Annotated in this window: 24 protein-coding genes; 13 read left to right on the top strand and 11 right to left on the bottom strand. The window is 67.3% G+C overall.

From position 1 onward, the window contains the following. Window positions 1–105 precede the first annotated feature (105 nt). Window positions 106–1002 (bottom strand): RNA polymerase sigma-70 factor, encoded by an 897-nt coding sequence (locus tag CFB39_RS31545; RefSeq protein WP_089475875.1) that lies wholly within the window; start codon window positions 1000–1002, stop codon window positions 106–108. Further along, a complete protein-coding gene (gene dapF / locus CFB39_RS31540; protein ID WP_089475874.1) occupies window positions 993–1802 on the bottom strand; it encodes a diaminopimelate epimerase in 810 nt (269 codons plus the stop codon). The genes CFB39_RS31545 and dapF overlap by 10 nt, the downstream gene beginning before the upstream one ends. Window positions 1803–2071: 269 nt before the next feature. Between dapF and CFB39_RS31535 the strand changes: the two genes are divergently transcribed. The 3 genes from CFB39_RS31535 to CFB39_RS31525 all read left to right on the top strand — a co-directional run bounded on the left by CFB39_RS31535 (window position 2072) and on the right by CFB39_RS31525 (window position 5171). Beyond that, a complete protein-coding gene (locus CFB39_RS31535) occupies window positions 2072–4150 on the top strand; it encodes a carbon starvation CstA family protein (protein WP_089428804.1) in 2079 nt (692 codons plus the stop codon). Between the two features lie 12 nt (window positions 4151–4162). After that, window positions 4163–4369, top strand: coding sequence for a YbdD/YjiX family protein (locus tag CFB39_RS31530; RefSeq protein WP_011353713.1), 207 nt, complete (start codon window positions 4163–4165; stop codon window positions 4367–4369). Window positions 4370–4550: 181 nt separating this feature from the next. Further along, complete coding sequence (locus CFB39_RS31525; RefSeq protein WP_039349524.1) at window positions 4551–5171, top strand: hemolysin III family protein; 621 nt, start codon at window positions 4551–4553, stop codon at window positions 5169–5171. A 67-nt stretch (window positions 5172–5238) separates the two neighbouring features. Here the strand turns inward: CFB39_RS31525 and CFB39_RS31520 are convergent, their stop codons facing one another. The 3 genes from CFB39_RS31520 to CFB39_RS31510 all read right to left on the bottom strand — a co-directional run bounded on the left by CFB39_RS31520 (window position 5239) and on the right by CFB39_RS31510 (window position 7547). Beyond that, entirely contained in the window at window positions 5239–6648 is a 1410-nt protein-coding gene (locus tag CFB39_RS31520) for an MFS transporter (RefSeq protein WP_089475873.1), read from the bottom strand. Continuing rightward, on the bottom strand, window positions 6645–7076 hold the full coding sequence (locus CFB39_RS31515; RefSeq protein ID WP_089475872.1) for a nuclear transport factor 2 family protein: 432 nt from the start codon (window positions 7074–7076) through the stop codon (window positions 6645–6647). The genes CFB39_RS31520 and CFB39_RS31515 overlap by 4 nt, the downstream gene beginning before the upstream one ends. A gap of 117 nt (window positions 7077–7193) precedes the next feature. Continuing rightward, the gene (locus CFB39_RS31510; protein ID WP_089475871.1) at window positions 7194–7547 is read right to left on the bottom strand and encodes a DOPA 4,5-dioxygenase family protein; all 354 of its coding nucleotides are present in this window, start codon (window positions 7545–7547) and stop codon (window positions 7194–7196) included. Between the two features lie 492 nt (window positions 7548–8039). Here CFB39_RS31510 and CFB39_RS31505 point away from each other — a divergent pair, with 492 nt between their 5' ends. Both CFB39_RS31505 and CFB39_RS31495 read left to right on the top strand, forming a co-directional pair. Beyond that, a complete protein-coding gene (locus CFB39_RS31505; RefSeq protein WP_089475870.1) occupies window positions 8040–8417 on the top strand; it encodes a hypothetical protein in 378 nt (125 codons plus the stop codon). Window positions 8418–8640: 223 nt separating this feature from the next. Beyond that, window positions 8641–9129 (top strand): hypothetical protein, encoded by a 489-nt coding sequence (locus CFB39_RS31495; RefSeq protein ID WP_089475868.1) that lies wholly within the window; start codon window positions 8641–8643, stop codon window positions 9127–9129. 231 nt (window positions 9130–9360) lie between these two features. Here the strand turns inward: CFB39_RS31495 and hpnH are convergent, their stop codons facing one another. Then, a complete protein-coding gene (gene hpnH / locus CFB39_RS31490) occupies window positions 9361–10521 on the bottom strand; it encodes an adenosyl-hopene transferase HpnH (RefSeq protein WP_089475867.1) in 1161 nt (386 codons plus the stop codon). Window positions 10522–10533: 12 nt separating this feature from the next. After that, window positions 10534–11475, bottom strand: a complete 942-nt coding sequence (gene ispH, locus CFB39_RS31485) for a 4-hydroxy-3-methylbut-2-enyl diphosphate reductase (protein ID WP_039349543.1) — start codon at window positions 11473–11475, stop codon at window positions 10534–10536. 402 nt (window positions 11476–11877) lie between these two features. Here ispH and CFB39_RS31475 point away from each other — a divergent pair, with 402 nt between their 5' ends. Then, window positions 11878–13065 (top strand): glycosyltransferase, encoded by a 1188-nt coding sequence (locus CFB39_RS31475; RefSeq protein WP_089475865.1) that lies wholly within the window; start codon window positions 11878–11880, stop codon window positions 13063–13065. 117 nt (window positions 13066–13182) lie between these two features. Here the strand turns inward: CFB39_RS31475 and CFB39_RS31470 are convergent, their stop codons facing one another. Together CFB39_RS31470 and hpnA are read right to left on the bottom strand one after the other, a co-directional pair. Next, window positions 13183–14631 (bottom strand): phage tail protein, encoded by a 1449-nt coding sequence (locus tag CFB39_RS31470; RefSeq protein ID WP_089475864.1) that lies wholly within the window; start codon window positions 14629–14631, stop codon window positions 13183–13185. 108 nt (window positions 14632–14739) lie between these two features. Beyond that, complete coding sequence (gene hpnA / locus CFB39_RS31465) at window positions 14740–15747, bottom strand: hopanoid-associated sugar epimerase (protein WP_059780150.1); 1008 nt, start codon at window positions 15745–15747, stop codon at window positions 14740–14742. 176 nt (window positions 15748–15923) lie between these two features. Between hpnA and CFB39_RS31455 the strand changes: the two genes are divergently transcribed. The 3 genes from CFB39_RS31455 (at window position 15924) to CFB39_RS31445 (ending at window position 18658) form a co-directional block, all read left to right on the top strand. Further along, window positions 15924–16220 carry an acylphosphatase gene (locus CFB39_RS31455; RefSeq protein WP_069253069.1) on the top strand — a complete coding sequence of 99 codons (297 nt, stop codon included), beginning with the start codon at window positions 15924–15926 and terminating at the stop codon, window positions 16218–16220. Between the two features lie 16 nt (window positions 16221–16236). Next, a complete protein-coding gene (rarD, locus tag CFB39_RS31450; RefSeq protein WP_089475863.1) occupies window positions 16237–17136 on the top strand; it encodes an EamA family transporter RarD in 900 nt (299 codons plus the stop codon). 397 nt (window positions 17137–17533) lie between these two features. Then, on the top strand, window positions 17534–18658 hold the full coding sequence (locus tag CFB39_RS31445; RefSeq protein WP_089475862.1) for an OpgC domain-containing protein: 1125 nt from the start codon (window positions 17534–17536) through the stop codon (window positions 18656–18658). Window positions 18659–18704: 46 nt separating this feature from the next. On the opposite strand, the gene CFB39_RS31440 is transcribed toward CFB39_RS31445, so the two are convergent. After that, on the bottom strand, window positions 18705–18911 hold the full coding sequence (locus CFB39_RS31440) for a hypothetical protein (protein ID WP_089475861.1): 207 nt from the start codon (window positions 18909–18911) through the stop codon (window positions 18705–18707). A gap of 120 nt (window positions 18912–19031) precedes the next feature. After that, entirely contained in the window at window positions 19032–20552 is a 1521-nt protein-coding gene (locus CFB39_RS31435) for a peptide MFS transporter (RefSeq protein ID WP_089475860.1), read from the bottom strand. Window positions 20553–21052: 500 nt separating this feature from the next. Between CFB39_RS31435 and CFB39_RS31425 the strand changes: the two genes are divergently transcribed. The 4 genes from CFB39_RS31425 to CFB39_RS31410 all read left to right on the top strand — a co-directional run bounded on the left by CFB39_RS31425 (window position 21053) and on the right by CFB39_RS31410 (window position 25290). Then, window positions 21053–21631 carry a cupin domain-containing protein gene (locus CFB39_RS31425; RefSeq protein ID WP_069252724.1) on the top strand — a complete coding sequence of 193 codons (579 nt, stop codon included), beginning with the start codon at window positions 21053–21055 and terminating at the stop codon, window positions 21629–21631. A gap of 179 nt (window positions 21632–21810) precedes the next feature. Then, window positions 21811–23424, top strand: coding sequence for a peptide ABC transporter substrate-binding protein (locus CFB39_RS31420; RefSeq protein ID WP_089475859.1), 1614 nt, complete (start codon window positions 21811–21813; stop codon window positions 23422–23424). Between the two features lie 11 nt (window positions 23425–23435). Continuing rightward, window positions 23436–24374 carry an ABC transporter permease subunit gene (locus tag CFB39_RS31415; protein WP_089475858.1) on the top strand — a complete coding sequence of 313 codons (939 nt, stop codon included), beginning with the start codon at window positions 23436–23438 and terminating at the stop codon, window positions 24372–24374. 13 nt (window positions 24375–24387) lie between these two features. Further along, a complete protein-coding gene (locus CFB39_RS31410; protein WP_089475857.1) occupies window positions 24388–25290 on the top strand; it encodes an ABC transporter permease in 903 nt (300 codons plus the stop codon).

The following is a 25290-nucleotide window of genomic DNA, read 5'->3' as shown; positions in this document are numbered from 1 at the left end:
TGTGACACCGTCCGCCATCTTTTTTAAAAATGGGACGCGGCGGCGGGCGGGCAGGCTATTTTTCCGGCTCGATCTCGAGCTTCGATGGCGCGCGATGCGCGCACGTCACCCAGCGATGCAGGTTGCTGCCACGATCCGGGCGAGCTTGTCGGGGTTGCGCTGCACGAGAATCCGGACGATGCGCGTGCCGTCGGTCTCGAACGACATCGCGGCGTCGAGCTGTCCGTCGATGAAGCGCAGCATGGCCCACTGGCCGTTGAGCACGACGGGCCGCATCTCGACCCCGCCGCCGTGGCGCAGCCACGTCGCATAGAACAGTTGTGCGACACGCCGGCTGCCGACCATTGGCCTCGGGACGCTCCGGACCTTGCCGCCGCCGTCGCCGATCAGGGTCGCGTCTTCGGCGAGCAGCGCCTGGATCGACGGGAAGTCGCCCTGCGCGAGCGCGTGCGAGAACGTCTGCAGCAACCGGTGGTGCGTTTCGCGCGGCACCGCGTGGCGAGGCGAATCGTCGTCGCGCAGCCGCGCCTTGGCACGGCTGACGAGTTGCCGGCACGCGGCTTCGGACTTGCCGATCGCGTCGGCGATCCGGTCGTAATCGATCTCGAAGATTTCATGCAGCAGGAAGGCGGCGCGCGCCTCCGGCGTCAGCCGTTCGAGCAGCAGCAGGAACGCGACCGACACGTCGTTCGCGCGCTCGGTCATTTCCTCGGGCGTGGCCGGTGATGCGTCGAGTTCCGGCTCGGGCAGCCAGATCCCCGCGTATTGCTCGCGCCGGATCTTTGCCGCGCGCAGGCGGTCGATCGACGTGCGTGTCGTGACGGCGACGAGCCACGCTTCGGTGTTCTCGATCCCGTCGCGTGCCGTGTCGTGCCAGCGCAGCCAGACGTCCTGCACGATGTCCTCGGCGTCCGCGATGGAGCCGAGCATCCGGTACGCGATCTTCTGCAGGCGCGGACGCAGTGCCTGGAACGTGTGTGCGTCGTCGGCCGTCACGGCCATACTCCGCTGAACCCAAATGTGACCGGCCCGCTCAGGAGCACACTGCCGGCGCCATCCCAACGCACCGTCACGTCGCCGCCGTCGCACTCGACCCGCACGGTCTCGTCGAGCAACCCGCGCCGGATGCCATTGACGACCGCCCCGCACGAACACGATCCCGAACCGAGCGGCACGCCGCCGCCGCGCTCCCAGATGCGCAGGCGAACATGCGTGCGATCGATGACCTGAACGAAATGCACGTTGGTTTTCCGCGGAAACAGCGGGTGCGTTTCGATGGCAGGGCCGAGCGCCGCGACATCGATCGCGCGGAGATCGTCGACAAAGAACGTGCAGTGCGGATTGCCCATGTTGCACGCGGCCGGCGCGCCGGGCAGCGGCAGCGCGAGGGTGTCGAGTGACTCGGCGAGCGGCACGTCGCGCCAGCCGGTGAGCGGCCGGCCCATCTCGACGGTGATCAGGCTGTTCGCCTCCGTCGAGCACACGAGATACCCGCGGGGCGTCCGCAGCACGAGCGACGACAGGCCGGTTTCCCGCATCAGTTGCCACGCGACGCCGCGCGTCGCGCTGCCGCAGGTGTCGAGCGGCGAGCCGTCCGCGTTCCAGAACGCGACGCGGGCCGCCGCGTCGTCGCAGTCCGACACGACCGCGAGCTGGTTGAAGCCGATGCCGAAACGCCGGTCGCCCATGCGCCGCACCAGATCGGGGGCGATGGGGGGCGCTTGATCCTGATCCTGACCGCGCAGGTCGACGATGGCGAAGTCGTCGCCATTTGCGTTCATCTTCTGAAATCTGAGCGGCATGACAGTTCCGGAAGGGAGGCAGGCGAACACTGTACGTGGCTCGCCGTTCGCGATCAATCGCCGCACGACGCCGTGCCCGCGCCGCGCACCTACGTAATTCTACGTAGCTCCGCATACGTAGTTATCCGCTTGTAAGCCGCCCCGGTCGCGCGGAATACTACGGCCCATCGCCGCGACCTCTGCGAGGCCGCGGCACGACGCATCGACGTCACGCGGGTTCGGCCCCTCGCCGCATCCACTCAAAAACACATTGGAGACCAGGAGACGCCATGAATCGGGCTTCCAGTACCCTGCTCTGGATCGCGGTCGCGCTGCTCGGCGCGTTCGCATTCGGCACGATCGCACTCGCACACGGCGAGCGCGTCAGTGCCCTCTGGATCGTGATCGCCGCAGTCTGCGTGTATCTGATCGCATATCGCTTCTACAGCCGTTTCATCGCCAGCAAGGTCATGCAGCTCGACGGGCTGCGGATGACGCCGGCCGTCAAGTACAACGACGGCCTCGACTACGTGCCGACCAACAAGTACGTGCTGTTCGGCCATCACTTCGCCGCGATCGCCGGCGCCGGCCCGCTCGTCGGGCCCGTGCTCGCCGCGCAGATGGGCTACACGCCCGGCATGCTGTGGATCCTGGCCGGCGTCGTGTTCGCCGGCGCGGTGCAGGACTTCATCGTGCTGTTCATCTCGACGCGCCGCGACGGCCGCTCGCTCGGCGATCTCGTCAAGATGGAGCTCGGCACGGTGCCCGGCGTGATCGCGCTGTTCGGCGCGTTCCTGATCATGGTGATCATCCTCGCGGTGCTCGCGCTGATCGTCGTGAAGGCGCTGACCAATTCGCCGTGGGGCACGTTCACCGTCGCCGCGACGATCCCGATCGCGCTGTTCATGGGCGTCTACACGCGCTACATCCGTCCGGGCCGCATCGGCGAAGTGTCGATCATCGGCTTCGTGCTGCTGATGGCATCGATCGCGTTCGGCCAGCACGTGCACGATTCGCCGACGCTCGCCGCGTGGTTCACGTTCACGGGCACGCAGCTCACGTGGATCCTGATCGGCTACGGCTTCGTCGCGTCGGTGCTGCCGGTGTGGCTGCTGCTCGCGCCGCGCGACTACCTGTCGACCTTCCTGAAGATCGGCACGATCCTCGGCCTCGCGATCGGCATCCTGGTCGTCGCGCCGGAACTGAAGATGCCCGCGCTGACGAAGTTCGTCGACGGCACGGGCCCGGTGTGGTCGGGCAACCTGTTCCCGTTCCTGTTCATCACGATCGCGTGCGGTGCCGTGTCGGGCTTCCATGCGCTGATCTCGTCGGGCACGACGCCGAAGCTGATCGACAACGAAACCAACGCGCGCTTCATCGGTTACGGCGCGATGCTGATGGAATCGTTCGTCGCGATCATGGCGCTGGTCGCTGCCTGCGTGATCGAACCGGGCATCTACTTCGCGATGAACGCACCGGCCGCCGTGCTCGGCTCGACGCCGGAAGCGGTGGCCAACACCGTCACGCAGTGGGGCTTCGTGCTGACGCCCGACATGCTGACGCAGACCGCGAAGGCCGTCGGCGAAACGACGATCATCGCGCGGGCGGGCGGCGCGCCGACGCTGGCCGTCGGCATGGCGCACATCCTGCACCAGGTGATCGGCGGCGAAGCGATGATGGCGTTCTGGTATCACTTCGCGATCCTGTTCGAGGCGCTGTTCATCCTGACGGCCGTCGATGCCGGCACGCGCGCGGGCCGCTTCATGCTGCAGGACCTGCTCGGCACGTTCCACCCGGCGCTCAAGCGCACCGAGTCGCTGCCCGCGAACCTGGTCGCCACCGCGCTGTGCGTGGCCGCGTGGGGCTACTTCCTGTACCAGGGCGTGGTCGATCCGCTCGGCGGCATCAACACGCTGTGGCCGCTGTTCGGCATCTCGAACCAGATGCTCGCCGCGATCGCGCTGGTGCTCGGCACCGTCGTGCTGTTCAAGATGAAGCGCGAGCGCTATGCGTGGGTGACGATCGTGCCGACCGTGTGGCTGCTGATCTGCACGCTGACCGCCGGCTGGCAGAAGATCTTCGACGCGAACCCGAAGGTCAGCTTCCTCGCGCACGCCGCGAAGCTGCAGGCCGCGGTGGACGAAGGCAAGGTGCTCGCGCCGGCGAAGTCGATCGCGCAGATGAAGCGGATCATCTTCAACGACTACATCGATGCGGCGCTGGCCGGGCTGTTCATCTTCGTCGTCGTGGCGATCGCGGTGTACGGCGTGATCGCCGTGCTGCGCGCGCGCCGCGAGTCGAAGCCGACGGTGCGCGAGACGCCGTACGAAGCGATGCCGGCCGCGCAGGCGCTCGGCAGCGGACGTTAAGGGGAGGCCGCGATGTTCAGCGATCTTGGCAGCGACCTGCGCAGCGCGGGGCGTTACCTCGGGCAGGCGTTGCGGCTGATGGTCGGCCTGCCCGACTACGACACCTACGTCGCGCACATGCGCGCGACCCATCCGGACCGCGAGCCGATGACGTATGAGGAATTCTTCCGCGAGCGTCAGAATGCGCGGTACGGGTCGGGCGCGGGGAAGTGCTGTTGAACCGGGCGGTCCAGGCCGTTCGGTAACCGAAAGGGAAGCGCCGCGATGCATGTCGCGGCGCTTTTTTCTTTGGTGGGCCGGCGGCGCGCTGCGCCGTTTGCCTGAACGCAGCACGGCAAATTCCGCCGGCCGGTATCATAGGGTTTCCTCTTTTCCCGATGGACCCGCAGGAGAACACGTCGTGCATGTCGGTGAGCGTTTCAACAGCATTTCCCATCTCGTCGGCGCGGTGCTGTCGGTGGTCGGTCTCGTCGCGCTCGTGACGATGGGCGCGCTCGAAGGCGATCCTTACAAAGTGGTGAGCTTCAGCGTGTATGGCGCGATGCTGATCCTGCTCTATGCGATCTCGACGCTGTACCACAGCGTCCGCAATCCGCGCCTGAAAGCAATCCTGCAGAAGTGCGACCACTCGGCGATCTACCTGCTGATCGCCGGCAGCTATACGCCGTTTACGCTGGTCACGCTGCGCGGCCCGTGGGGCTGGTCGCTGTTCGGCGTGAGCTGGGGGCTGGCCGTGTTCGGGATCGTGCAGGAGCTGACGCTCGGGCGGCGCACGCGCTTGTTGTCGATGATCCTGTACGTGGCGATGGGCTGGCTCGCGCTCGTCGCGGTGCGTCCGCTGATCCACGCGCTGCCGCCGGTCGGCACCGCGTGGCTCGTGGCCGGCGGGTTGATCTACAGCGCGGGGATCTACTTCTTCATCAACGACGAGCGCATTCGCCACGGGCACGGCATCTGGCATCTGTTCGTGCTGGCCGGGAGCCTGTGCCAGTTCGTCAGTGTCGCGATGTATGTCGCGTGAGCGACGGGCGGCGTTGAGGCAATGACGGCGCGCCGTGCCGCCGCGCGCGCGCCTGCCGGAGCATGCGTTACCGGCGCGTGGCGGTCCGCAGCTGCGTGGCCGGTTCGCCGGGTACCGGTGTCGGCCGCGTGGTGATCCACCATGTCGCGGCGGCGAGCGCCGACAATCCGGTCGCGATGCCGAGCGCCACCCGCATCGCCGCCGGAAACGGCTGGAACGTCGCGATGCACGCACCGAAAATCGCCACCCCGAGCGCCGATCCGCTCTGCCGCGCCGCGTTCAGCGCGGCCGCTGCAACACCAGCGCGGCGCCGGTCGACCGTCCCGAGCGCCGGCGACGTCGCGGCCGGCGAGATGAATCCCGATGCAAAGCCGATCGCGAGCATCGGCGCGACGGCGAGCCATGCGGGTGTCGTCGCGCCGATGCCCGTCATGCCGAGCGCGCCGGCCGCATAGAGCGCGAACGCCGCGCACATCGTGCCGCGCGCGCCGAAGCGCGCAACCAGCCTGCCCGAACCCAGCCCGCCGAGCGCGACCATCGCGGTCATCGGCAGGAACGCGAGCCCCGTATCGAGCGGGTTCGCGCCGCGGACTTGCCGGTAGAACAGGCTGAACACGAACAGCAAGCCGTAGAACACGAACGCCGACGCCATCGACACGACCGTCGATCCGGCGAACAGCCGGTTGCGGAAGAACGCGAGCGGCAGCATCGGTTCGCGGCGCCGCGCTTCGATCGCGATGAATGCGCTCCACGCGACGACGCTCGTCACCGCGCCGCCGATGATCGGCGCCGAGCGCCAGCCGAGCGTCGGGCCTTCGATCAGCGTGCCGATCAGTGCCGCGATCGCAACGATGGCCGCGGCCTGGCCGCCCCAGTCGAAATGCCGCGATGCGTCGACGACGGCGGCGCGCACGACCGAGCGGCCGAGCCAGATGCCGGCCAGCCCGAGCGGCAGGTTCACGAAGAACAGGCTGCGCCACCCGAACAGATGGATCAGCAGGCCGCCGATCAGCGGACCCGACGCCATCGCGATGCCACCGCAGCCCATCCACAGGCTGATCGCCGACGCGCGCGCGGCCGGTGCGGGGAAGGCGCGGTTGAGCAGCGCGAGCGAGCAGGGCACCAGCATCGCGCTGCCGACGCCTTGCAACGCGCGGGCGATCGCGAGCGCCGGGAGCGTCGGCGCGACGCCGCACAGCGCCGACGCGGCGACGAATACCGCGAGCCCGGCGAGATAGACGTCGCGATCGCCGAGCCGGTCGCCGAGCGTGCCGCCCGTCATCAGCAGGCTCGCGAACGCGAGCGTGTATGCATTCACGATCCACTGCAGGCCGGCCACGCGGCTGCCGAATGTCTGGGCGATGTCGGTGAGCGCGACGTTGACGATGGACGCGTCGAGCAGCACGAGCGTGTAGCTCACGCAGGTCGCGGCGAGCACGCGGCGCGCGGTGACCCGATCCAGTGCGGCGGCCGTCATGCGCGTTCGGGCGACGGTGTGGCGGCCCGCAGCGCATTGAACCCGACCCATCCCCAGTACACGCGATGATGCGCGATCAGCCCGTCGCGCAGGTCCATCACCTCGACGAGGTCGACCTGGTCGCCGTCCGGCGTTGCGCGCGGGTATTCCCAGACGAGCTGGCGGCCGTTCGAGAAGAACAGCCCGGTGCGGTACCAGCGCCCGAGCGGGTTGCCCGGATTGCGCAGGGCCGCCGCGAAGAATGCGCCGATCGCGGCCTTGCCGTGCAGCACGCCCGAGCCATGATCGGGCAGCGTGACGACGATCAGCGGCGTTTCGAGTACCGCGTCGTCGGCATACAGCGCCATCAGCGCATCGACGTCGCGCGCGACCACGGCCGCGTGCCAGCCTTCATAAATGTGCCGGGTATCGGTGTGGGCGTGTGACATGGCGGGTTCCGGAAGCATCAATAACGGAACCCACTGTAGGGGCGCGCCGCCGCGGGACGTTTCACGTCGACCCGAAACGTGGATGTCGCCGCGCCGCAGGTGGCCGCGTGCCGGCTCTCATCCGGCCAGCGCGTCGAGATTCAGCTGATACGACTTCCCGATCCACACCGCGCTATCGCGATGGTCGCGCAGTTCGTCGTTCGTATTCGGGTGCAGGAAGATATCGAGCGCGCCGTGGTTCAGCACGAGCCACGGCACGATCTCGTCGAAGCGCGCGGCGTCGAACGCGATCTGGTACGACCAGGCCGGGTGCGGGCCGACGAGGCGTTCATGAAAGCGGCCGAGTTCGATGACCGCGCCGAACCGTTCGTCGACGACCTGGCGAAACGCCCAGGCCGCGTCGCGGCTGGCCGCATCGAAATAGACGTGGGCGTGCCAACTGTGGATGGCGGTGGTGTCGAGGGCAGCCATGGAAGGACTCGATGAAAATGGGAATGCATGAGATGCCGTGCGAAACGGCCGATGCGTGATTATCGCGCGTCATTGCCGTGCGCGTCGTGTCGCGATCCGGCAATCCGGACGCGATGATTTGTCCTGAATCACGAGAACCGTTCGATTCGACCAGTCCAGCGATTGAGGTGTCCGCACGCGCGATATCACGCCGGAAGCCTTGTCGGCGGGTGCGCCGGTGGTGATCGCATCGGCAACATGCCATTTCGGAAATTGAAACAGCGTGGCGTGCGCTGCTTCGGATCGTCTGAACAAAGGCGATCAGGGCATTGAATGAAATAAAGAAATTCCTGTTTGACGGGATTCGCGCATGACGCGATTTGCGCACCGGGTGTCGACACCGAAAATATCAATTGCAGAATCGGCTATTCATACGGAATGCAGCGCGTCATACGATGGTTTCAACGCATCGTCGAACATGATCGATGCGGGGACAACCACCTGGAGGCCACTATGCGATCCCTCGTTCCCGTTGCGGTACTTTCCTGCGCACTCGCTGCGCTGCCCGCCGTCAGTTTCGCTCAGTCCGCCGTGACCGACGGCGCATCGAATGCGTCGCTGTCGAGCTGGTCGGCGGCGCGTGCCGAAACCGACGCGCAACTGATGCAGATGACGCGCGCCGGTTATCGCGCAACGTCGGCCGGCAACCAGAACTATCCGCTCGCGATGCAGCGTGCGCTCGAACGGGTCCACAACCCGGTGCCGGACCGGTCGCGCGAAGAGCATGCCGCGATGGAGGCGCGCGCCGCGCGCGACGTGCAGGGCGGCCATCCGGTCAAGGCGTTCTTCGTGAAGACCGCGTACTACCTGAAGGGCGAGAACACGTTCTGATGCAGGAGGCGAGCATGGCTTGCACGATCCGATTTGCAGGCGTCGCTCGCGCGTCGGCGCCGCGCCGGCCGCCGGACGCACGAGCGACGCCACGGCGCGACGATGGGCACGACGCGCGGCGTCGTACGAAGCATCTGCGCGCCGCGCGCCGCGACGCCGTCGCGTGCCGCATCGCATGGCCGGCTTTCGACGCGAGCGATGCGCCGGCCGACGGGAGCCCATCATGAAGGGCGCCCGGAAGAACCGTCGCCACGTGCCGCTGACTCGCGAGTGGCTGCTGCCGCTGCCACCCGTGCATGCACGCGACATCTCGCTGAAATGCCACATGGCGCTCGTCGCGCTGCGTAGCGGGCATGGCAGCGAGGCGCTGCTGATGCGCTTGCGCACGAGCGTCTACCTGGTGTTCCTGGCGCTCGACGATGCGGTATGCGCGGACGCGGACATCGACCTGTGCGTCGATGCGGAACGGGCGCTCGATGCAGGCGTGGCGCGCGCGGCGCAAAGCGGCGCATGGACGCTGCGCGACGACGAATGCGCGGTGCTCGAGCATGTGCTCACGGCGCACGACACGTGCGTCACGACGCTCACGCGGCATCGGCTGGCCGAGCTGTGGGAGCACGTCTGCGCATTCGCATCGAGCGGCCAACTGGCGCTCGTCGCGGGCGCGGCGCAGAAGCTGCGCATGCATGCGGCCGAATCGCTGGCCGCGTAGCGTCGCACCGGTTTCGCAGGGAGGATGGAGGAGACAGGGCCGGCCGCACCGGCGCAGCCGACACGGTCGCGTTGATTCAGCGCATGCGTGGCTGTCGCGGCAATCCCTACGGTGATGGCGAAACGCGATGCAAAATCGCGGCCCAAAACAAAAGCGCCACGGAGCGGACTCCGTGGCGCTTCATTTTTTCCCGCCGGCGCGGAGGCGTGGCCTCCGCGTGGCGAAACGCGCTTAGGCTGCTGCTGCCGGCTTCGCCGCCTTTTGCAGCTTGCCCTTGCCGGCGCGCTGGATTTCCTCGAGCTTGATCTCGACGTGACGCGAGAACACGTACTCGGCCGGGCGCTGCTTGTCGATCGGAATGTCCGGCGCGAACGGGCCGTCGGTCTTGATGCCCTTGCGGCTCACGGCGAACGCCTTCAGCGGGTGCGCCATCGTGTCCATCACGGCGGTCGCTTCGAAGCCGCAGTGGACCATGCAGTCCGCGCACTTCTCGTAGTTGCCGACGCCGTAGTTGTCCCAGTTCGTGTCTTCCATCAGTTCCTTGAAGGTCTTTACGTAACCTTCGCCGACCAGGTAGCACGGCTTCTGCCAGCCGAACACCGTACGCGCCGGGTTGCCCCACGGCGTGCACTTGTACGTCTGGTTGCCGGCCAGGAAGTCGAGGAACAGCGACGACTGGCTGAACGACCAGCGCTTGCCGCCTTCGCCGCGCTTCAGGATTTCGCGGAACAGGTTCTTCGTCTTGTCGCGGTTCAGGAAGTGCTGCTGATCCGGCGCGCGCTCGTACGCGTAGCCCGGCGACACGGTGATGCCGTCGACGCCGATCGGCTTCAGCGTATCGAAGAACTTCGCGACGCGCTCGGGGATCGCATCGTTGAACAGCGTGCAGTTGATGTTCACGCGGAAGCCGCGGCGCTTCGCTTCCTTGATGGCCGCGACTGCCTTGTCGTACACGCCTTCCTGCGACACCGAGTGGTCGTGCATCTGCGCGTCACCGTCGAGGTGGACCGACCAGACGAAGTACGGGCTCGGCTGGTAGTCGTCCATCTTCTTTTCCATCAGCAGCGCGTTCGTGCAGAGGTAGACGAACTTCTTGCGCTTCATGATGCCGCGGACGATTTCCGGCATTTCCTTGTGCAGCAGCGGCTCGCCGCCCGCGATCGACACGATCGGTGCGCCGCATTCGTCGACCGCTTCCAGGCATTCCTGGACGGACAGACGTTGGTTCAGGATGGGGTCCGGGTAATCGATCTTGCCGCAGCCGTTGCACGCGAGGTTGCAGCGGAACAGCGGCTCGAGCATCAGCGCGAGCGGATAGCGTTTGTTGCCGGACAGGTGTTGGCGCATGATGTACGCGCCGACGCGGACTTGCTGGAGCAGCGGAATAGACAAGAGATGTCCTCCTTAAACTTCGCGGGCGACAGCTTGCGTGAGCTTCGCCGGCAGCTTGAATTCGACTTTTTCCTCACGGCCCGCCATCGTCGTGACGTCGACGGGACCCAGCGCGCGCAACGCGCCGATGACATCTTCGACCATCTCCTCGGGCGCGGACGCCCCGGCGGTCAGGCCCACGGTTTTCGCATTCGCGAACCATTCGGCCTTGACTTCCGAACCGTCGGCGACGAGGTAGCTCGGCACACCGCTTTCGGTGCCGATCTCGCGCAGGCGGTTCGAGTTCGAGCTGTTCGTCGCACCGACGACCAGCAGCACGTCAACCTGTTCGCTCAGCTCGCGCACGGCGGCCTGGCGATTTTGCGTCGCGTAGCAGATGTCGCGCGTGTCCGGGCCGACGAGGTCGGTGAACCGGCGCTGCAGCGCTTCGATGATGCCGCGCGTATCGTCCACCGACAGCGTGGTCTGCGTAATGTACGCGACCGGCGTGTCGACGGGCAGCGTCAGCGTATCGACTTCGGCTTCGCTCTGCACGAGGATCACCTCGGCCGGAATCTGGCCGATCGTCCCCTCGACTTCCGGGTGGCCCGCATGGCCGATCAGGATCAGCCGGCGGCCCGCCGCGACATACTGGCGGCCCTGCACGTGCACTTTCGTGACGAGCGGGCAGGTGGCGTCGAGCACGTCGAGCCCGCGCGTTTCCGCGTCGCGCTCGACCGTCTGGGCGACCCCGTGCGCGCTGAAGATCGCGACAGCGCCGTGGGGCACCTCGTCGAGTTCTTCAACGAATCGGGCCCCTTTATTACGCAGATTTTCGACGACATGCCGGTTATGCACGATCTCATGACGCACATAGACCGGCGCACCGTGCTGTTGCAGCGCGCGATCGACGATCTCGATCGCGCGGACAACCCCCGCACAAAAGCCGCGGGGCTGGGCAAGGATGACTCGCATAAGTGAGCGAACTCCGACGACAGACGCCGGGGTTCGAGGAGCTGGCACTCGCTCGCTCGCCCCGGCTTGATGTTATGAAGGCAGGAACGAACCGGCCGGCCAGGCCCCGGAACCCCGAATTAATCGCGCATTTTAACTCTATCGGGAAGTCCTTGCTCTGGTGCTGTGTCCGGCGTGTTGCATTTGCGGGAGAACCGCGTCGGCGCTGGCGCGCGCGGAACCCAGTAAACTACGCGGTTTCGCGGGCAGCCGCTCCGGCTGCCCGGCGTCGCGCTCATTTCAAGGCCATTCGATGACCGTCGATTCTTACGCGTATTGCCCGGCCGCCCGTGCGGTTTCGGGTGTTTTGTTCCAGACCCCTATTGATTTTGCCGATGCCGGCGCCCGACAGGAGGCGCGCCGATGATGCTGGTTCTTGCATTCCTGGTGTCCGGCGTGTCGTTGATGATCTGGATCGTGCTGCTCGTCGCGCGCGGCGGCTTCTGGCGTGCGGTGCCCGCGCGGCCGCTGCCGCCCGAGGCGCGCGGCGCGGCGGCCGAGGCCGGCTGGCCGGCCGTCGTCGCGGTCGTGCCGGCGCGCAACGAGGCCGACGTGATCGCCCGGGCGGCGACTTCGCTGCTCGAGCAGGATTACCCGGGCGAATTTCATCTGATCATCGTCGATGACCACAGCGACGACGGCACCGCCGACGCAGCCCGCGCGGCCGCGCTCGCGATCAACCGCGCCGACCGGCTGACGGTGCTGGCCGCGAAGCCGCTGCCGGCCGGCTGGTCGGGCAAGGTTTGGGCCCAGTCGCAGGGGATCGCCGCGGTGCAGACGCTCGGCCTGCCGGCCGACTACCTGCTGCTGACGGATGCCGACATCGGCCATCCGCCCGACGCCGTCGCGCAGCTCGTCACGCGCGCGCAGGCCGAGAACCGCGATCTCGTGTCGCTGATGGTGCGGCTGCGCTGCGATTCGTTCTGGGAAAAGGCGCTGATCCCGGCGTTCGTGTTCTTCTTCGCGAAGCTCTACCCGTTCTCGTGGATCAACAACCCGCGCAACCGGACGGCCGGCGCCGCGGGCGGCTGCATGCTCGTCAAGCGCACGGCGCTCGAGGAAGCGGGCGGCATCGAGTCGATCCGCGGCGCGCTGATCGACGACTGCAGTCTCGCCGCGCAGATCAAGCATCGCGGCGAGGGCCGCCATCCGATCCGGCTCGACCTGGCCGACCGCAGCGTGTCGTTGCGCCCGTACGACAGCTGGCGCGACATCTGGAACATGATCGCGCGCACCGCGTTCACGCAGCTGCACTACTCGCCGCTGCTGCTGGCCGGCACGCTGCTCGGGATGACGATCATCTATCTCGTGCCGCCCGCCGCGGCGCTCGCGTACGGCGCGCGCGCCTGGCCGGCGTGGCTCGCATGGGCGTCGATGTGCGCCGCGTATGCGCCGATGCTGCGCTACTACCGGCGCTCGCCGCTGTGGGCGCCGGCGCTGCCGCTCGTCGCGCTGTTCTACGTCGGCGCGACGTTCGCGTCCGCGTGGCGCTACTGGCGCGGCAAGGGCGGCCAGTGGAAGGCGCGCGTGCAGGCGCCGGTGGATCGCTGAGTCTTGCCCGGGAGGCGTGCCTCCCGGCAGCCGGAAAACAAACAGCCCGATCGGTGGAAACCGGTCGGGCTGTTTTGTTTTGGACGATGCCTGTTCGGCGCTGCGGCGTGCCGGTACTCAGCGCTGCGTCAGCATCATGTACATCTGGACCACCACGTCCGGCGAGAACGTGAACGGCACCCAGCCGTAGCCCGTGTGGCGGGCCACCAGCAGGCGGTCGCCATTCGACTGTTTCTGCACGGCCATCATCGGGTTCTTCGTCGTCACGAAGCGCCAGCCGGCCGGGATGCCGGGCGGCGGCTCCGGCTGCATCGATGCACGCGCATGCGCGAGTTCCTCGATCAGCTGGCCCAGTTGTTCCGGATGCAGCGTGATCGATTCGCCGTTGATGGTCAGCGTGAGTTCGTTCTGCGTCGGGCGCGACACGTGCAGCGTCGCTTTGTCGGACGGGGCCGGCGTGGTGGCGACGTCGGATTCGGCTTCGACCGGCGTTTCGGCTTGCGCCGTCGCGACGATGGCTGCTTCGGCGTCGGCCGTTGCATCCACCGTTTCGCCCGCCGCCGGCGCGGGCGCGATCACGGCCGGTTCCGCCGCCGGCGTACCGGCCGGTGCAGGTTCGACGACTTCGGCTGCAACTGCCGTGGCGGCGACTGCGCTCGTCGCGGCTTCCTTGACGACGGCCTCGACCAGCGCCTCGGCGTCGGCGATGGCCTTCGCGTGGTGCTGCGCAGCCGCTTCGGCTTGTGCGATCGCTTCGGCATGACGCTGCGTGACGGCCTCCGCCTGCGCGGTGGCATCGGCGTGGCGCTGCGCGGCCGCCTCGGCGTGCGCGATCGCTTCGGTATGGCGTTGCGTGACGGCTTCGGCCTCGGCGGTCGCTTCGGCATGACGCTGCGCGGCGGCCTGCGTTTCCGCGATCGCCTGCGTGTGCTGCTGCGCGAGCGCCTCGGCTTCCTTGATCGCAGCCGTATGGCGCTGCGCGGCGGCTTCGGCTTCGGCGATGGCAGCCGCGAGACGCTGCGTGGCCGCTTCGGCTTCGGCGGTCGCTTCCGCGTGCCGCTTCGCGGCGGCCTCGGCTTCGACGGTCGCGGCTGCATGGCGCTGCGCGGCCGCCTCGGCTTCGGTGGCAGCCGCGTGATGGCGCTGCGCGGCGGCCTCGGCTTCGGCGATCGCTGCCGCGTGGCGCTGCGACGCCGCTTCGGCATCCGCATGACGCTGCGCGAGTGCTTCGGTCAGCGCGGTGGCTTCCGCATGGCGCTGCGACGCGGCTTCGGCTTGCGCGGTGGCATCGGTATGACGCTGGGCGGCGGCTTCGGCCGCGGCGGCCGCGCTGGCGTGGCGCTGCTGCGCTGCCTCGGCATCGACTGCTGCTGCCGTGTGGCGTTGTGCGGCGGCCTGCGCTTCGGCTTCCGCGGCGGCGTGACGCTCGGCCGCGGCCCGGGCCTCCGCTGCCGCGGCGCGCGCGAAGGCTTCCGCGCTGCGGGCCGCCTGCTGCGCGGCGTGGTGATCGTGGAGGAGCTGATCGACGCCCACGGTGAGCGAAGCGATCTGATCGTTCAGGTTCATGCGTGTCTTCTCTGCGTAAGACCCGCGATTTTAACCGCTGCGCCGGTAGCGGGCCGCGCGCGACGTGTAACAAAGTGCGCAAAGCGGCGTGAAGCACGCCGCTTTGTGTTACTTCAGGTAGCCCGCGGCGCCGAACCAGTCGAGCGCATCGCGCAGCCCTTCACGGTACGGGCGCGCCCGGTAGCCGAGTTCGCGCTCGGCTTTCGCGGACGTGAAATACATCTTGTTCTTCGACATCCGCAGCCCGTCCACGGTGACGAACGGCTCCTTCTTCGTGAACTTCGCGACCGCTTCCGCACCGACCGCGAGCGGGTAGAGCGGCCAGCGCGGCAGCGCGATCGTCGGCGCCTTGCGGCCCGTCATCTGCGCGATGTCGGCCAGCATCTGCTGCAGCGGCAGGTTCTCGCCGCCGAGGATGTAGCGCTCGCCGATCCGGCCGCGCTCGAGCGCGAGGAAGTGGCCGTGCGCGACGTCGTCCACATGCACGAGGTTCAGCCCCGTGTCGACGAACGCGGGAATCTTGCCGAGCGCGGCTTCGACGATGATGCGGCCGGTCGGCGTCGGCTTCACGTCGCGTGGGCCGATCGGCGTCGACGGATTGACGATCACGGCCGGCAGCCCTTCGTCGGCGATCATCCGCTCGACCGCGCGTTCCGCCAGCACCTTGCTGCGCTTGTAGACGCCGATCGCCTGCTCGGCCGTGAGCGGCCGGTTTTCGTCGGAGGGATCGCCGGCGCTCGTCACCTTCAGCGTCGCGACGCTGCTCGTATAGACGATCCGCTCGACGCCTTCCGCGCGCGCCGCGCGCATCGTCGCGACCGCGCCCTCGAGGTTCGCGCGCTCGATCTCGTCGGGATCGGGCGCCCACAGCCGGTAGTCGGCTGCCACGTGCAGCAGGTAGCGCACGCCGCGCAGCGCGGCGCGCATCGACGCCTCGTCGCGCATGTCGCCGGTGACGATCTCGGCGTCGAGATCCGCCACGTTCGTGCGCGGGCTGGTCGGGCGCACGAGCACGCGCACCGCATAGCCTTTCTGCTGCGCAATGCGCGCGACGGCCGAGCCGACGAAGCCGGATGCGCCGGTGACGAGAACGAGATCGCGGGAGGTATCAGTCATGCGTTTCCTTCAGGGCCGCGCGCGGGCGGCGCGGCGGTTGAGCATCGGCGAGATTGTACGTGGTCGGCGCGGGCGGCGACGCCACGCCGTGACGGGCATGAAGCGGCTCCGGCCCGTGTGCGAAGCGGCCGACGCGACTACAATGCCGGGCTTGAATGCAACGGGAGGGCGACGCGATGAGCCGCAATGAACTGGACGAACGGATCGAGACCTACTACGTGCGGGTGCGCGGCGTCGTGCAGGGCGTCGGCTTCCGTCATGCGACGGTGCGCGAGGCACACGCGCTGAAGCTGCGCGGCTGGGTCGCGAATCTCGAGGACGGCACCGTCGAGGCGATGATCCAGGGCCCCGGCGCGCAGATCGACCGGATGCTCGCGTGGCTGCGCCACGGGCCGCCGGCCGCGCGCGTGACCGAGGTGACGTTCGAGGAACGCAAGACCGAGAAACGCTTCGAGCGCTTCCAGCAGCAATAAGAGGCGCGGAACGATCATGACGGGGTATCCGGAGGCCGGGCGCGGCCTCATGTTGTCGGTGATGGCGTCGACGCTGTTCGCGCTGATGTCCGCTTACGCGAAACTGCTGGCGCCGCTCACGGGGCTCGACATCTTCGCGTGGCGCGTGTTGTGGACCGCGCCGGGCGCGCTCGCGCTGATCGCGCTGCGCGGCCGTTGGCCGGCGCTCGTCGACCTCCTGCGCCGCGGCGTGCGCGACTGGCGCCTGCTGATTGCGCTGCCCGTGAGCGCCGCGCTGCTCGGCGTGCAGTTGTGGCTGTTTCTGTGGGCGCCGCTGCACGGCCGCATGCTCGAAGTGTCGCTCGGCTATTTCCTGCTGCCGCTGACGATGGTGCTCGTCGGCCGCTTCTACTATCACGAACGGCTCGATCCGCTGCAATGGGCGGCGGTCGCGTGCGCCGCGCTCGGCGTCGCGCACGAAGTGTGGGCGACGCGCGCGTTCGCGTGGCCGACGCTCGTCGTCGCGCTCGGCTATCCGCCGTATTTCGTGCTGCGCCGGCGGATCAACGCCGATTCGCTCGCCGCGTTCGCGGTCGAGATCGTGCTGCTGTGCCCGATCGCGTTCGCGATGGTCGTGACGAGCACGACGCAGGTGGCCGACCATCCGGTGCTGTGGGCCGCGCTGCTGCCGGGCCTCGGCGTGCTCAGCACGCTCGCGCTCGCGAGCTACCTGAAAGCGAGCCGGATGCTGCCGATGGCGCTGTTCGGGATTCTCGGCTACGTCGAACCCGTGCTGCTCGTCGCGGTGTCGCTGCTGCTGCTCGGCGAGACGCTGAGCATCGCGAAGCTCGCGACGTACGGGCCGATCTGGGTCGCCGTCGCGCTCACCGCGTGGCACAGCGCGATGTTGATGCGGCGCCTGCCCGCGCGCGGATAAACGTCGATCGCGACGCGGCGGCTGCATGCGGCGTGCCGCGTCGCGCATCGCAAAACCACCACGCCGCAGCGGTCGAACACATTGATTCTGGCCGCAAACTGGCATCGCGCTGACGCGAGTCTGGCGACGCTGCCCGCCTTGCGCGACAAGGCTCGCGCGTGTAATCGAACAGAAGATTCGGTTGCACTTTGTTACTTAGGGTCTCCCCGGATCGGCCATTAGACTGGCCTTACCGACTTCCCTTCGTATGCAGCCTTTCAATGAACGGTCATCTCCGTGCCTGGCCGGCCGGGTTGGCGCGATGCGGGCATACGCGTATCGCCGCTGATCGCGCTCGCCTTCCGCTCCTCGATCCATTCTCCGGTGCGTACCGCACCGCCGTCGTGCAGGTGTGCTCATGTCGTTGAGCCCGCCGCCTTCCGCCACGTTTCCACCGTCGCGCGGCGGCCGCCTGATCGAAGTCGATTTCTTCCGCGGCATCGTGCTGTTGATGATCGTCGTCGATCACATCGGCGCGAGCGTGCTGTCGCGCGTCACGCTGCACGCGTTCGCGCTGTGCGATGCGGCCGAGGTCTTCGTCTTTCTCGGCGGCTTCGCGACCGCGAGCGCCTATGGCGCGATTGCCGAGCGGCACGGCGCGCGCGCCGCGCAAAAGCGCTTCGTGCGCCGCGCGATGCAGATCTACCGCGCGTTTCTCGCGACCTCGACGCTGATGCTCGTCGTGTCGGCCGTGCTCGATCACTACGGGATCGATGCGCCGAACCTCGCGCTCGACGACGTCAGCGTGATGCTCGCGTCGCCGCTCACGGGCGCAGCCGAGCTGCTGACGTTCCAGCGCCAGCCCTATCTCGCGTCGGTGCTGCCGATGTACGTGCTGTTCGCGCTCGCGTCGCCGGTGCTCGTGCCGTTCGCGCGCCGGCATCCGTGGCTGCTGGTTGCGCTCAGCGTCGCGTCGTGGCTGACGGCGGGCTGGCTCGGCCCCGAGCTGCTGGATGCCGACGGATTCCGCTGGAGTTTCAATCCGTTCGCGTGGCAACTGATGTTCGTCGCCGGCGTGCTCGCGCGCTGCCAGCCGTTCTACCGGCGCATCGCGCTCGGGCGCTGGGGGGCCGCCGCGACCGGGCTCGCATGCGCGGTCGTGCTCGGCTGCGCGAGCTACAAGCTGTTCTCGGGGCTGCCGCTGCCGGAAGGCGTGTTCAAGCGCGATCTCGCGCTGCCGCGCGTCGTGAGCTTCGCGGCCATCGCGTGGCTGATGGCCGATTGCGTGCGCTTCGGCTGGATCGCGCGGATCGCGCAGGGTGTGCGCCCCGTCGTGGCCGTGGGCCAGCGCGGGCTCATCTGCTTCGTCGCGGGCGCGGCGATCTCGCTCGTCATCGATTCGCTGCTGCATCCGGTCGTGCGCAGCGCGGATCTGCGGCACGTCGGCGTCGGCCTCGTGGCCGACGCGTGCGCGCTCGGGCTGATGATGGCCGTGGCCGGCTCGGGATCGTGGATCGCGCGGTGGCGCGGCGCGGCCGCGTGAGCGGCGCGGGACGCAGTGCGTGCGGCACGGAGCGTGCCGCGCGGCGTCAGTGAGGTGAGTCGATACGGGAGCGGGGAACGGGGGTGGCGTCGTCGGATTCGGCGTCGTCGCGTTCGTCGGGCGCCGGCTCGTCGCGTTCCGCGAGTACCGCGTCGGCTTCGGCCGCGGCGCGCGCGGCACGTATCGCGGTGCAGCGCTGAGCGTGCCGGATGTCCGACAGTATCCTCAAGAGCCGCGTTGCTTTGCTTTTCATCGTCTTCTCCCGCCAGTGCGCATCTCGCGAAGCGGATGCGCTTCCTGCAACCAGTGTAGGACGCGTTCGCGTGCCTGGCGGGAGAATGTGGCGTGCACGCCGCACGCCGAGGGATATTACTTACTGCGCGGTGGCGACGCCCTGCGCCTGCGGCGCTTCTTCGCGGCGCGCTTCCGCACAACGCTGGTGCTGGCGCGACAGGCGGTTCATCAGCGGCAGCAGCAGCAGCGCGAGCACCATGCCGATCGCGGCGAGCCAGCCGAGCTTCTCGAACAGCGACAGGTACAACGGCAGCGATTCGGTGGCCGGCAGTTCGTGCGACGGCATCTGCGCGAAGTTCGCGACGACGCTGCCCAGATACTGCGACACGCCGGTCGCGACGAAGTACGCACCCATCATGAAGCCGCTCATGCGCGCCGGCACGTAGCGGGCGATCATCGCGAGGCCGAGGCCGCTCACCAGCAGTTCGCCGAGCGAGTAGAGGCCGTAGCCCCACACCATGAACCACGACGACACGCGGCCGTCGACCGCGTAGCGGCCGCTGATCGTGAACACCAGGTAGCCGGCGGCCACCGCGCCGAAGCCGAGCGCGTACTTCGCGGCGACCGGCAGGTCGCGGCCGCTCTTCGCGACGGCGTTGTACACCCACACGAGCACCGGGCTCAGCAGCATGATCCAGATCGGGTTCAGCGCCTGGAACTGCGCGGCGCTCCACGTGAACAGCGTCGTGTCGAACAGCATGAAGCGCGGATCGACGTTGCGCAGCGCGAACAGCGTCAGCGACGTCGACATCTGCACGTAGAAGATGAAGAACAGGATCACCTGGCCGATCAGCACGAGCGCCGCGATCAGGCCCGCGCGCTCCGAGCGCTCCGACTTCGCGATCATGTACGCGAAGATCGCGAGGATCGCGAACGCTGCCGTCCACACGCTGGCGACGGCGAGCTGCTTGTGCTGCAGCACGTACAGCGTGATCAGCGCGAGCCCGACACCGCCCAGCGCGACCGCGCCGAGGCGCTTCCAGCGGATCGGCTGGTCGTCCGGCAGCGAGCCGACGTGCGCGAGCGTGCGATGCATCAGCATGAAGTTGAGGATCGCGAGCAGCATGCCGCCGCAACAGACCGCGAACGCGGCGTGCCAGCCCCAGTGATCCTTGATCCACGGCGTCGCGAGCATCGACACCGTCGAGCCGATGTTGACCGCCATGTAGTAGATCGTGAACGCGCTGTCGATGCGCGCGTCGTCGCCTTCATAGATGCGGCGCACGAGGTTGGCCGCGTTGGCCTTGAACAGGCCGTTGCCGACGACGATCACGCCGAGCGACGCGTACATGTACGTCAGCTGATCATTCGGGACCGACAGCATCAGGTAGCCGGCGCACAGCACGGCCGCGCCGATGATCATCGTGCGACGGGCGCCGAGCACCTTGTCGCCGATCCAGCCGCCGATCGACGGCGCCGCATAGACGAGTGCGGTGAACGCACCCCAGGTCAGGTTCGCATGGCTGTCGGTGAAACCGAGCCGGTCGACCATGAAGAGGACCAGGAGCGCGGCCATGCCGTAGTAGCCGAAGCGCTCCCACATTTCGATGAGGAAGACCGTCGTGAACGATCGGGTTTGTGAAACGGGTGGTTGCATCATCAATCTCGTTTGAAACGGACGGCACGGATCACGCGTCGTCTTTGGGGTCGAACTGGCGCCGATGCACAATGGGCCGGGTAGGCTTCGTGCTGGCGATGGAACAGTCGGGCGGTTAGCCCGGGCCGGGGTCGGACTCCGCCGGGTGTGGCGGGGAAGGGCCCCGACCGGCGCGCGCATGGTAACGGCTGCCGGTCCGGTGCGTCAGGTGCCTGCCACCTAGGGAAACTCCCAATGTGGCAGCAGCTTTCAGGAACATTCGTCTCATCATCTATTTGTAAGATTCCGTGCAGGTCCTCCGAAGATTCCCGGAGAGCCGCTTGCAGCTTGCCTGTGAAGCCGGCGAGTCTGGCAAGATAGCGCGTCGTTTCGCTCGCTTCGTGTCCCGTTTAGTGCACCGGGCTTGACACCGAAGACGTGGGCGAACCCGAAGACTAAGCTATATCGTTCTAACTTAGTTATTTTCCATCAAACATTTTTTGACGATCACTTTTCGGCCTGCTATGGTTCCCCCCACTGAAAACTCGCGGGCTGCAGATGCTGCCGCGCTGGGCAGCAAGATTCGCGCGTTGCGCCAACGACTCAAGCGCACGCTCGACGACACCGCTACCGCCGCGGGGATTTCGAAGCCGTTTCTGTCTCAAGTCGAACGCGGGCTCGCGTCGCCGTCGCTGACATCGTTGGCCGGTATCGCGCACGCGCTCGGTGTGACGGTGCAGTACTTCGTGGATACGCCGAGCGAGGAACGCTCGGTGTGCCGAGGCGAGCAGCTGCGCTTCTTCGGGTTTGCCGATTCGGCGAACCTGTTCGCGCGGCTGACGAACGTATCCGAAGGGCGCCAGCTGGAGGCGATCCTCGTGAGGATGCCGCCGGGGCAGAAGCGGTCCGAGGTGACGACACATGCAGGAGAGGAGTTCCTGTATGTGATTGAAGGGGAAGTGTCGCTGACGCTGGAAGGCAAGACGTTCGTCCTGCAGGCCGGCGACAGCTCGCACTATCAGTCGACGGTCCCGCACAGCTGGGTCAACACCGCGAAGATCGAGTCGGTGGTGGTCTGGGTCGGTACACCGAGGCTGTTCTAACGCACAGGTATTCCTTCGTTTCGAAGACGGAATACCTGTCGAAAGAAACGTAAGGAATACTAAAATGCAATACGAGAATCACGGGCCTCCTCAATCGCTGCGCCCGTCAGCGTCTCAAGCGTAATCCGCGGCATCCGCCGCGCGACGCTCACCGAACAACCTTTCTCAAGACTGCCACGATGAAATCCTTGCATGCCATGTCGGCCGTGCTGGCCGCGCTCGCCCTGACGCCTGCCGCACACGCCGTTACCGTTCCGTCGAACGTCGCGCTCGCGCCTCAACAGGACCTGACGCGACAGGTGCCCGCCGAAGTCGAGTCGCTCGACCCCGCGCACATCGAGTCGTGGACCGGCAACACGATCGGCCTCGACCTGTTCGAAGGGCTGGCCCGCATCGATGCCGCCGGCCAGGTCGTGCCGGGCGTCGCGCTGTCGTGGGAGCGCAAGTCGCCGACGACGTGGATCTTCAAGCTTCGCCGTGACGCGAAGTGGAGCAACGGCCAGCCGGTGACGGCCGCCGATTTCGTCTATTCGTGGCAGCGCCTCGTCGATCCGAAGACGGGCTCGAAATACACGATCCTCGTCGAGTTCATCAAGAATTCGAAGGACATCATCGCGGGCAAGGCCGCCCCGTCGACGCTCGGCGTGCGCGCGATCGATCCGTACACGCTCGAGGTGACGACCGACGTGCCCGTCGCGTTCTTCCCCGAGCTGACCGCGATGGCGCCGCTCGTGCCGGTGAACAAGGACGTGGTCGCGAAGTTCGGCGATGCATGGACGCGCCCGGGCAACATCGTCAGCAACGGCGCCTACCAGCTCGTCGACTGGCAGCCGAACAACCGCATCGTCGTGACGAAGGACGCGAAGTACTGGAACGCGCCGAAGGTCGTGATCAACAAGGTCACGTACCTGCCGATCGAAAGCGACGAAACCGCGATGCGCATGTACCAGGCCGGCCAGATCGACTACAGCTACTCGATCCCGTCGGGCATCTTCCAGCAGGTCAGCAAGCAGTTCGGCGGCGAGCTTCGCCAGGGCCTGCAGCTCGCGACGTACTACTACTACCTGAACAACAGCGACGCGGCGCTGAAGGACAAGCGCGTGCGCCAGGCGCTGTCGATGGTGATCGATCGCGACGTGCTCACGTCGAAGCTCACGCAGGCCGGCGAGAAGCCGATGTACGGCCTGATGCCGAACGGCACGAAGGGCGTGCAGCAACCGTTCACGCCGGAATGGGCATCGTGGCCGATGGCCAAGCGCATCGACGCCGCGAAGGGCCTGCTGAAGCAGGCCGGTTACTCGGACGCGAAGCCGCTGTCGTTCACGCTCACGTACAACACCAACGACCTGCACAAGAAGGTCGCGCTGTTCACCGCATCGGAGTGGCGCACGAAGCTCGGCGTCAACACGAAGCTCGAGAACGTCGAATTCAAGGTGCTGATGAAGCAGCGGCATGACGGCAAGGTGCAGATCGCGCGCGACGGCTGGTTCGCCGACTACAACGACGCGATGACCTTCTTCGACCTGATCCGCTGCGGCAGCGCGCAGAACACCGTCGGCTACTGCAACAAGCAGGTCGACACGCTCGTCGACGAAGGCAACCAGAAGCTCGATGACCAGGCGCGCGCCGCGCTGCTCACGCAGGCGCACGACACCGCGCTGAACGACACGCCGATGGTGCCGCTGTTCCAGTATTCGGCCGACCGTCTCGTGAAGTCGTACGTGGGCGGCTATTCGCTGAAGAACGTGATCGACATGCGTGCTTCGCAGGACATGTACCTGATCAAGCACTGAGCGGAGCGATCATGCTGGCCTACGCACTGAGGCGCACGTTGTGGGCGGTGCCGACGATCCTCGCGGTCGTCACCGTCTGCTACCTGCTCCTGCATTTCACGCCCGGCGGCCCGTTCGATACGGAAAAGCAGCTGTCCGCGGCCACGCTCGCGAACCTGAACGCGAAGTATCACCTCGACGAGCCGCTGTGGAAGCAGTACCTGCTGTACCTGAACGCGCTGCTGCACGGCGATCTCGGCCCGTCGTTCCGTTACGTCGACTGGTCGGTGAACGATCTCGTGAAGAAGGCGCTGCCCGTGAGCCTCGGCGTGGGCGGCGTGTCGATCCCGATCTCGATCGTGTTCGGCGTGCTGCTCGGCACCATCGCGGCCGTGCGCCGCGACAGCTTCATCGACCGCTTCGTGATGCTGATCGGCAACTTCGGCAACGTCATCCCGCCGTTCGTGCTCGGTCCCGTGCTCGTGTGGATCTTCGCGATCCTGCTGAAGACGTCGTCGGGCAACGGCTGGCTGCCCGCGGGCGGCTGGGGCGACGGCGGCTGGCAGTACCGGCTGCTGCCGATCGTGCTGCTGACCTTCATCAACATGTCGCTGCTCGCACGCGTGATGCGCGGCTCGATGATCGAGACGCTGTCGAGCAACTACATCCGCACCGCGCGCGCGAAGGGCCTGCCGGGCTCGACGATCGTGCTGCGCCATGCGCTGAAGCCCGCGCTGATGCCGGTCGTGTCGCTGTTCGGCACGGTCTGCATCACGTCGATCACGGCGGCCGTCGTCACCGAGTCGGTGTTCGCGCTGCCGGGGCTCGGGCAGCTCGTCGTGAACGGTGCCATCAACCGCGACTACACGCTGGTGCTCGGCCTCGTCGTGCTGACGACCGTCTGCGCGGTGCTGTTCAACCTGCTGGTCGACCTCGCGTACGCGTGGCTCGATCCGCGCATCCGTTATTGAGCGAGGCACAGCGATGACTCCGACTACTCCCGTCGTCGGCCTGCCCGTGCAGACCGACTCGCCGCCGCGTTCGCGCTCGCCGCTCGCGCTTGCGATGGCGCGCTTCCTTCACAACCGTGCGGCCGTGTTCAGCCTCGTGCTGCTCGCGCTCGTCACGCTCGCCTGTTTCGTCGGCCCGTGGCTGCTCGCGGCCGATCCTTCGGCAAGCGACTGGGGCTCGATCAGCCTGCCGCCGACCTGGGCGAACCAGCACTGGTTCGGCACCGACGAACTCGGCCGCGACCTGCTGGTGCGCACGCTGATCGGCGGCCGCGTGTCGATCGAGGTCGGCCTGCTCGGCACGCTCGTGTCGGGCCTGTTCGGCGTCGCGTGGGGCGCGACCGCGGGCTTCGCGGGCGGCCGCGTCGACTCCGTGATGATGCGCATCGTCGACATGATGTACGCGATCCCGTACCTGCTGATCGCGATCCTGATGATGACCCTGTTCGGCCGCTCGTTCATGCTGGTCGTGCTGACCATCAGCGCGTTCTCGTGGATCGACATGGCGCGTGTCGTGCGCGGCCAGACGCTGTCGCTGCGCAGCCGCGAGTTCGTCGATGCGGCACGGGCGATCGGCGTGTCGCCGGCGTCGATCGTGCGGCGCCACATCGTGCCGAACCTGCTCGGGGTGGTCGTCGTGTACGCGACGGTCTCGGTGCCGGGCATCGTGCTGACCGAATCGGTGCTGTCGTTCCTCGGCCTCGGCGTGCAGGAACCGATGACGAGCTGGGGCGTGCTGATCCAGGACGGCGCGCAGAAACTGGAATCGATGCCGTGGCTGCTGCTGGCCCCGGCCGTCATGCTGTGCGTGACGCTTTACTGCGTGAACTTCGTCGGCGATGGCCTGCGTGACGCGCTCGACCCGAAGGATCGCTGA

The sequence above is a fragment of the Burkholderia sp. AU6039 genome, from assembly GCF_002223365.1.
Taxonomy (GTDB): domain Bacteria; phylum Pseudomonadota; class Gammaproteobacteria; order Burkholderiales; family Burkholderiaceae; genus Burkholderia.
Note: the sequence above shows the minus strand (reverse complement) of the source record. Positions and strands in the feature narration are given on the sequence as shown.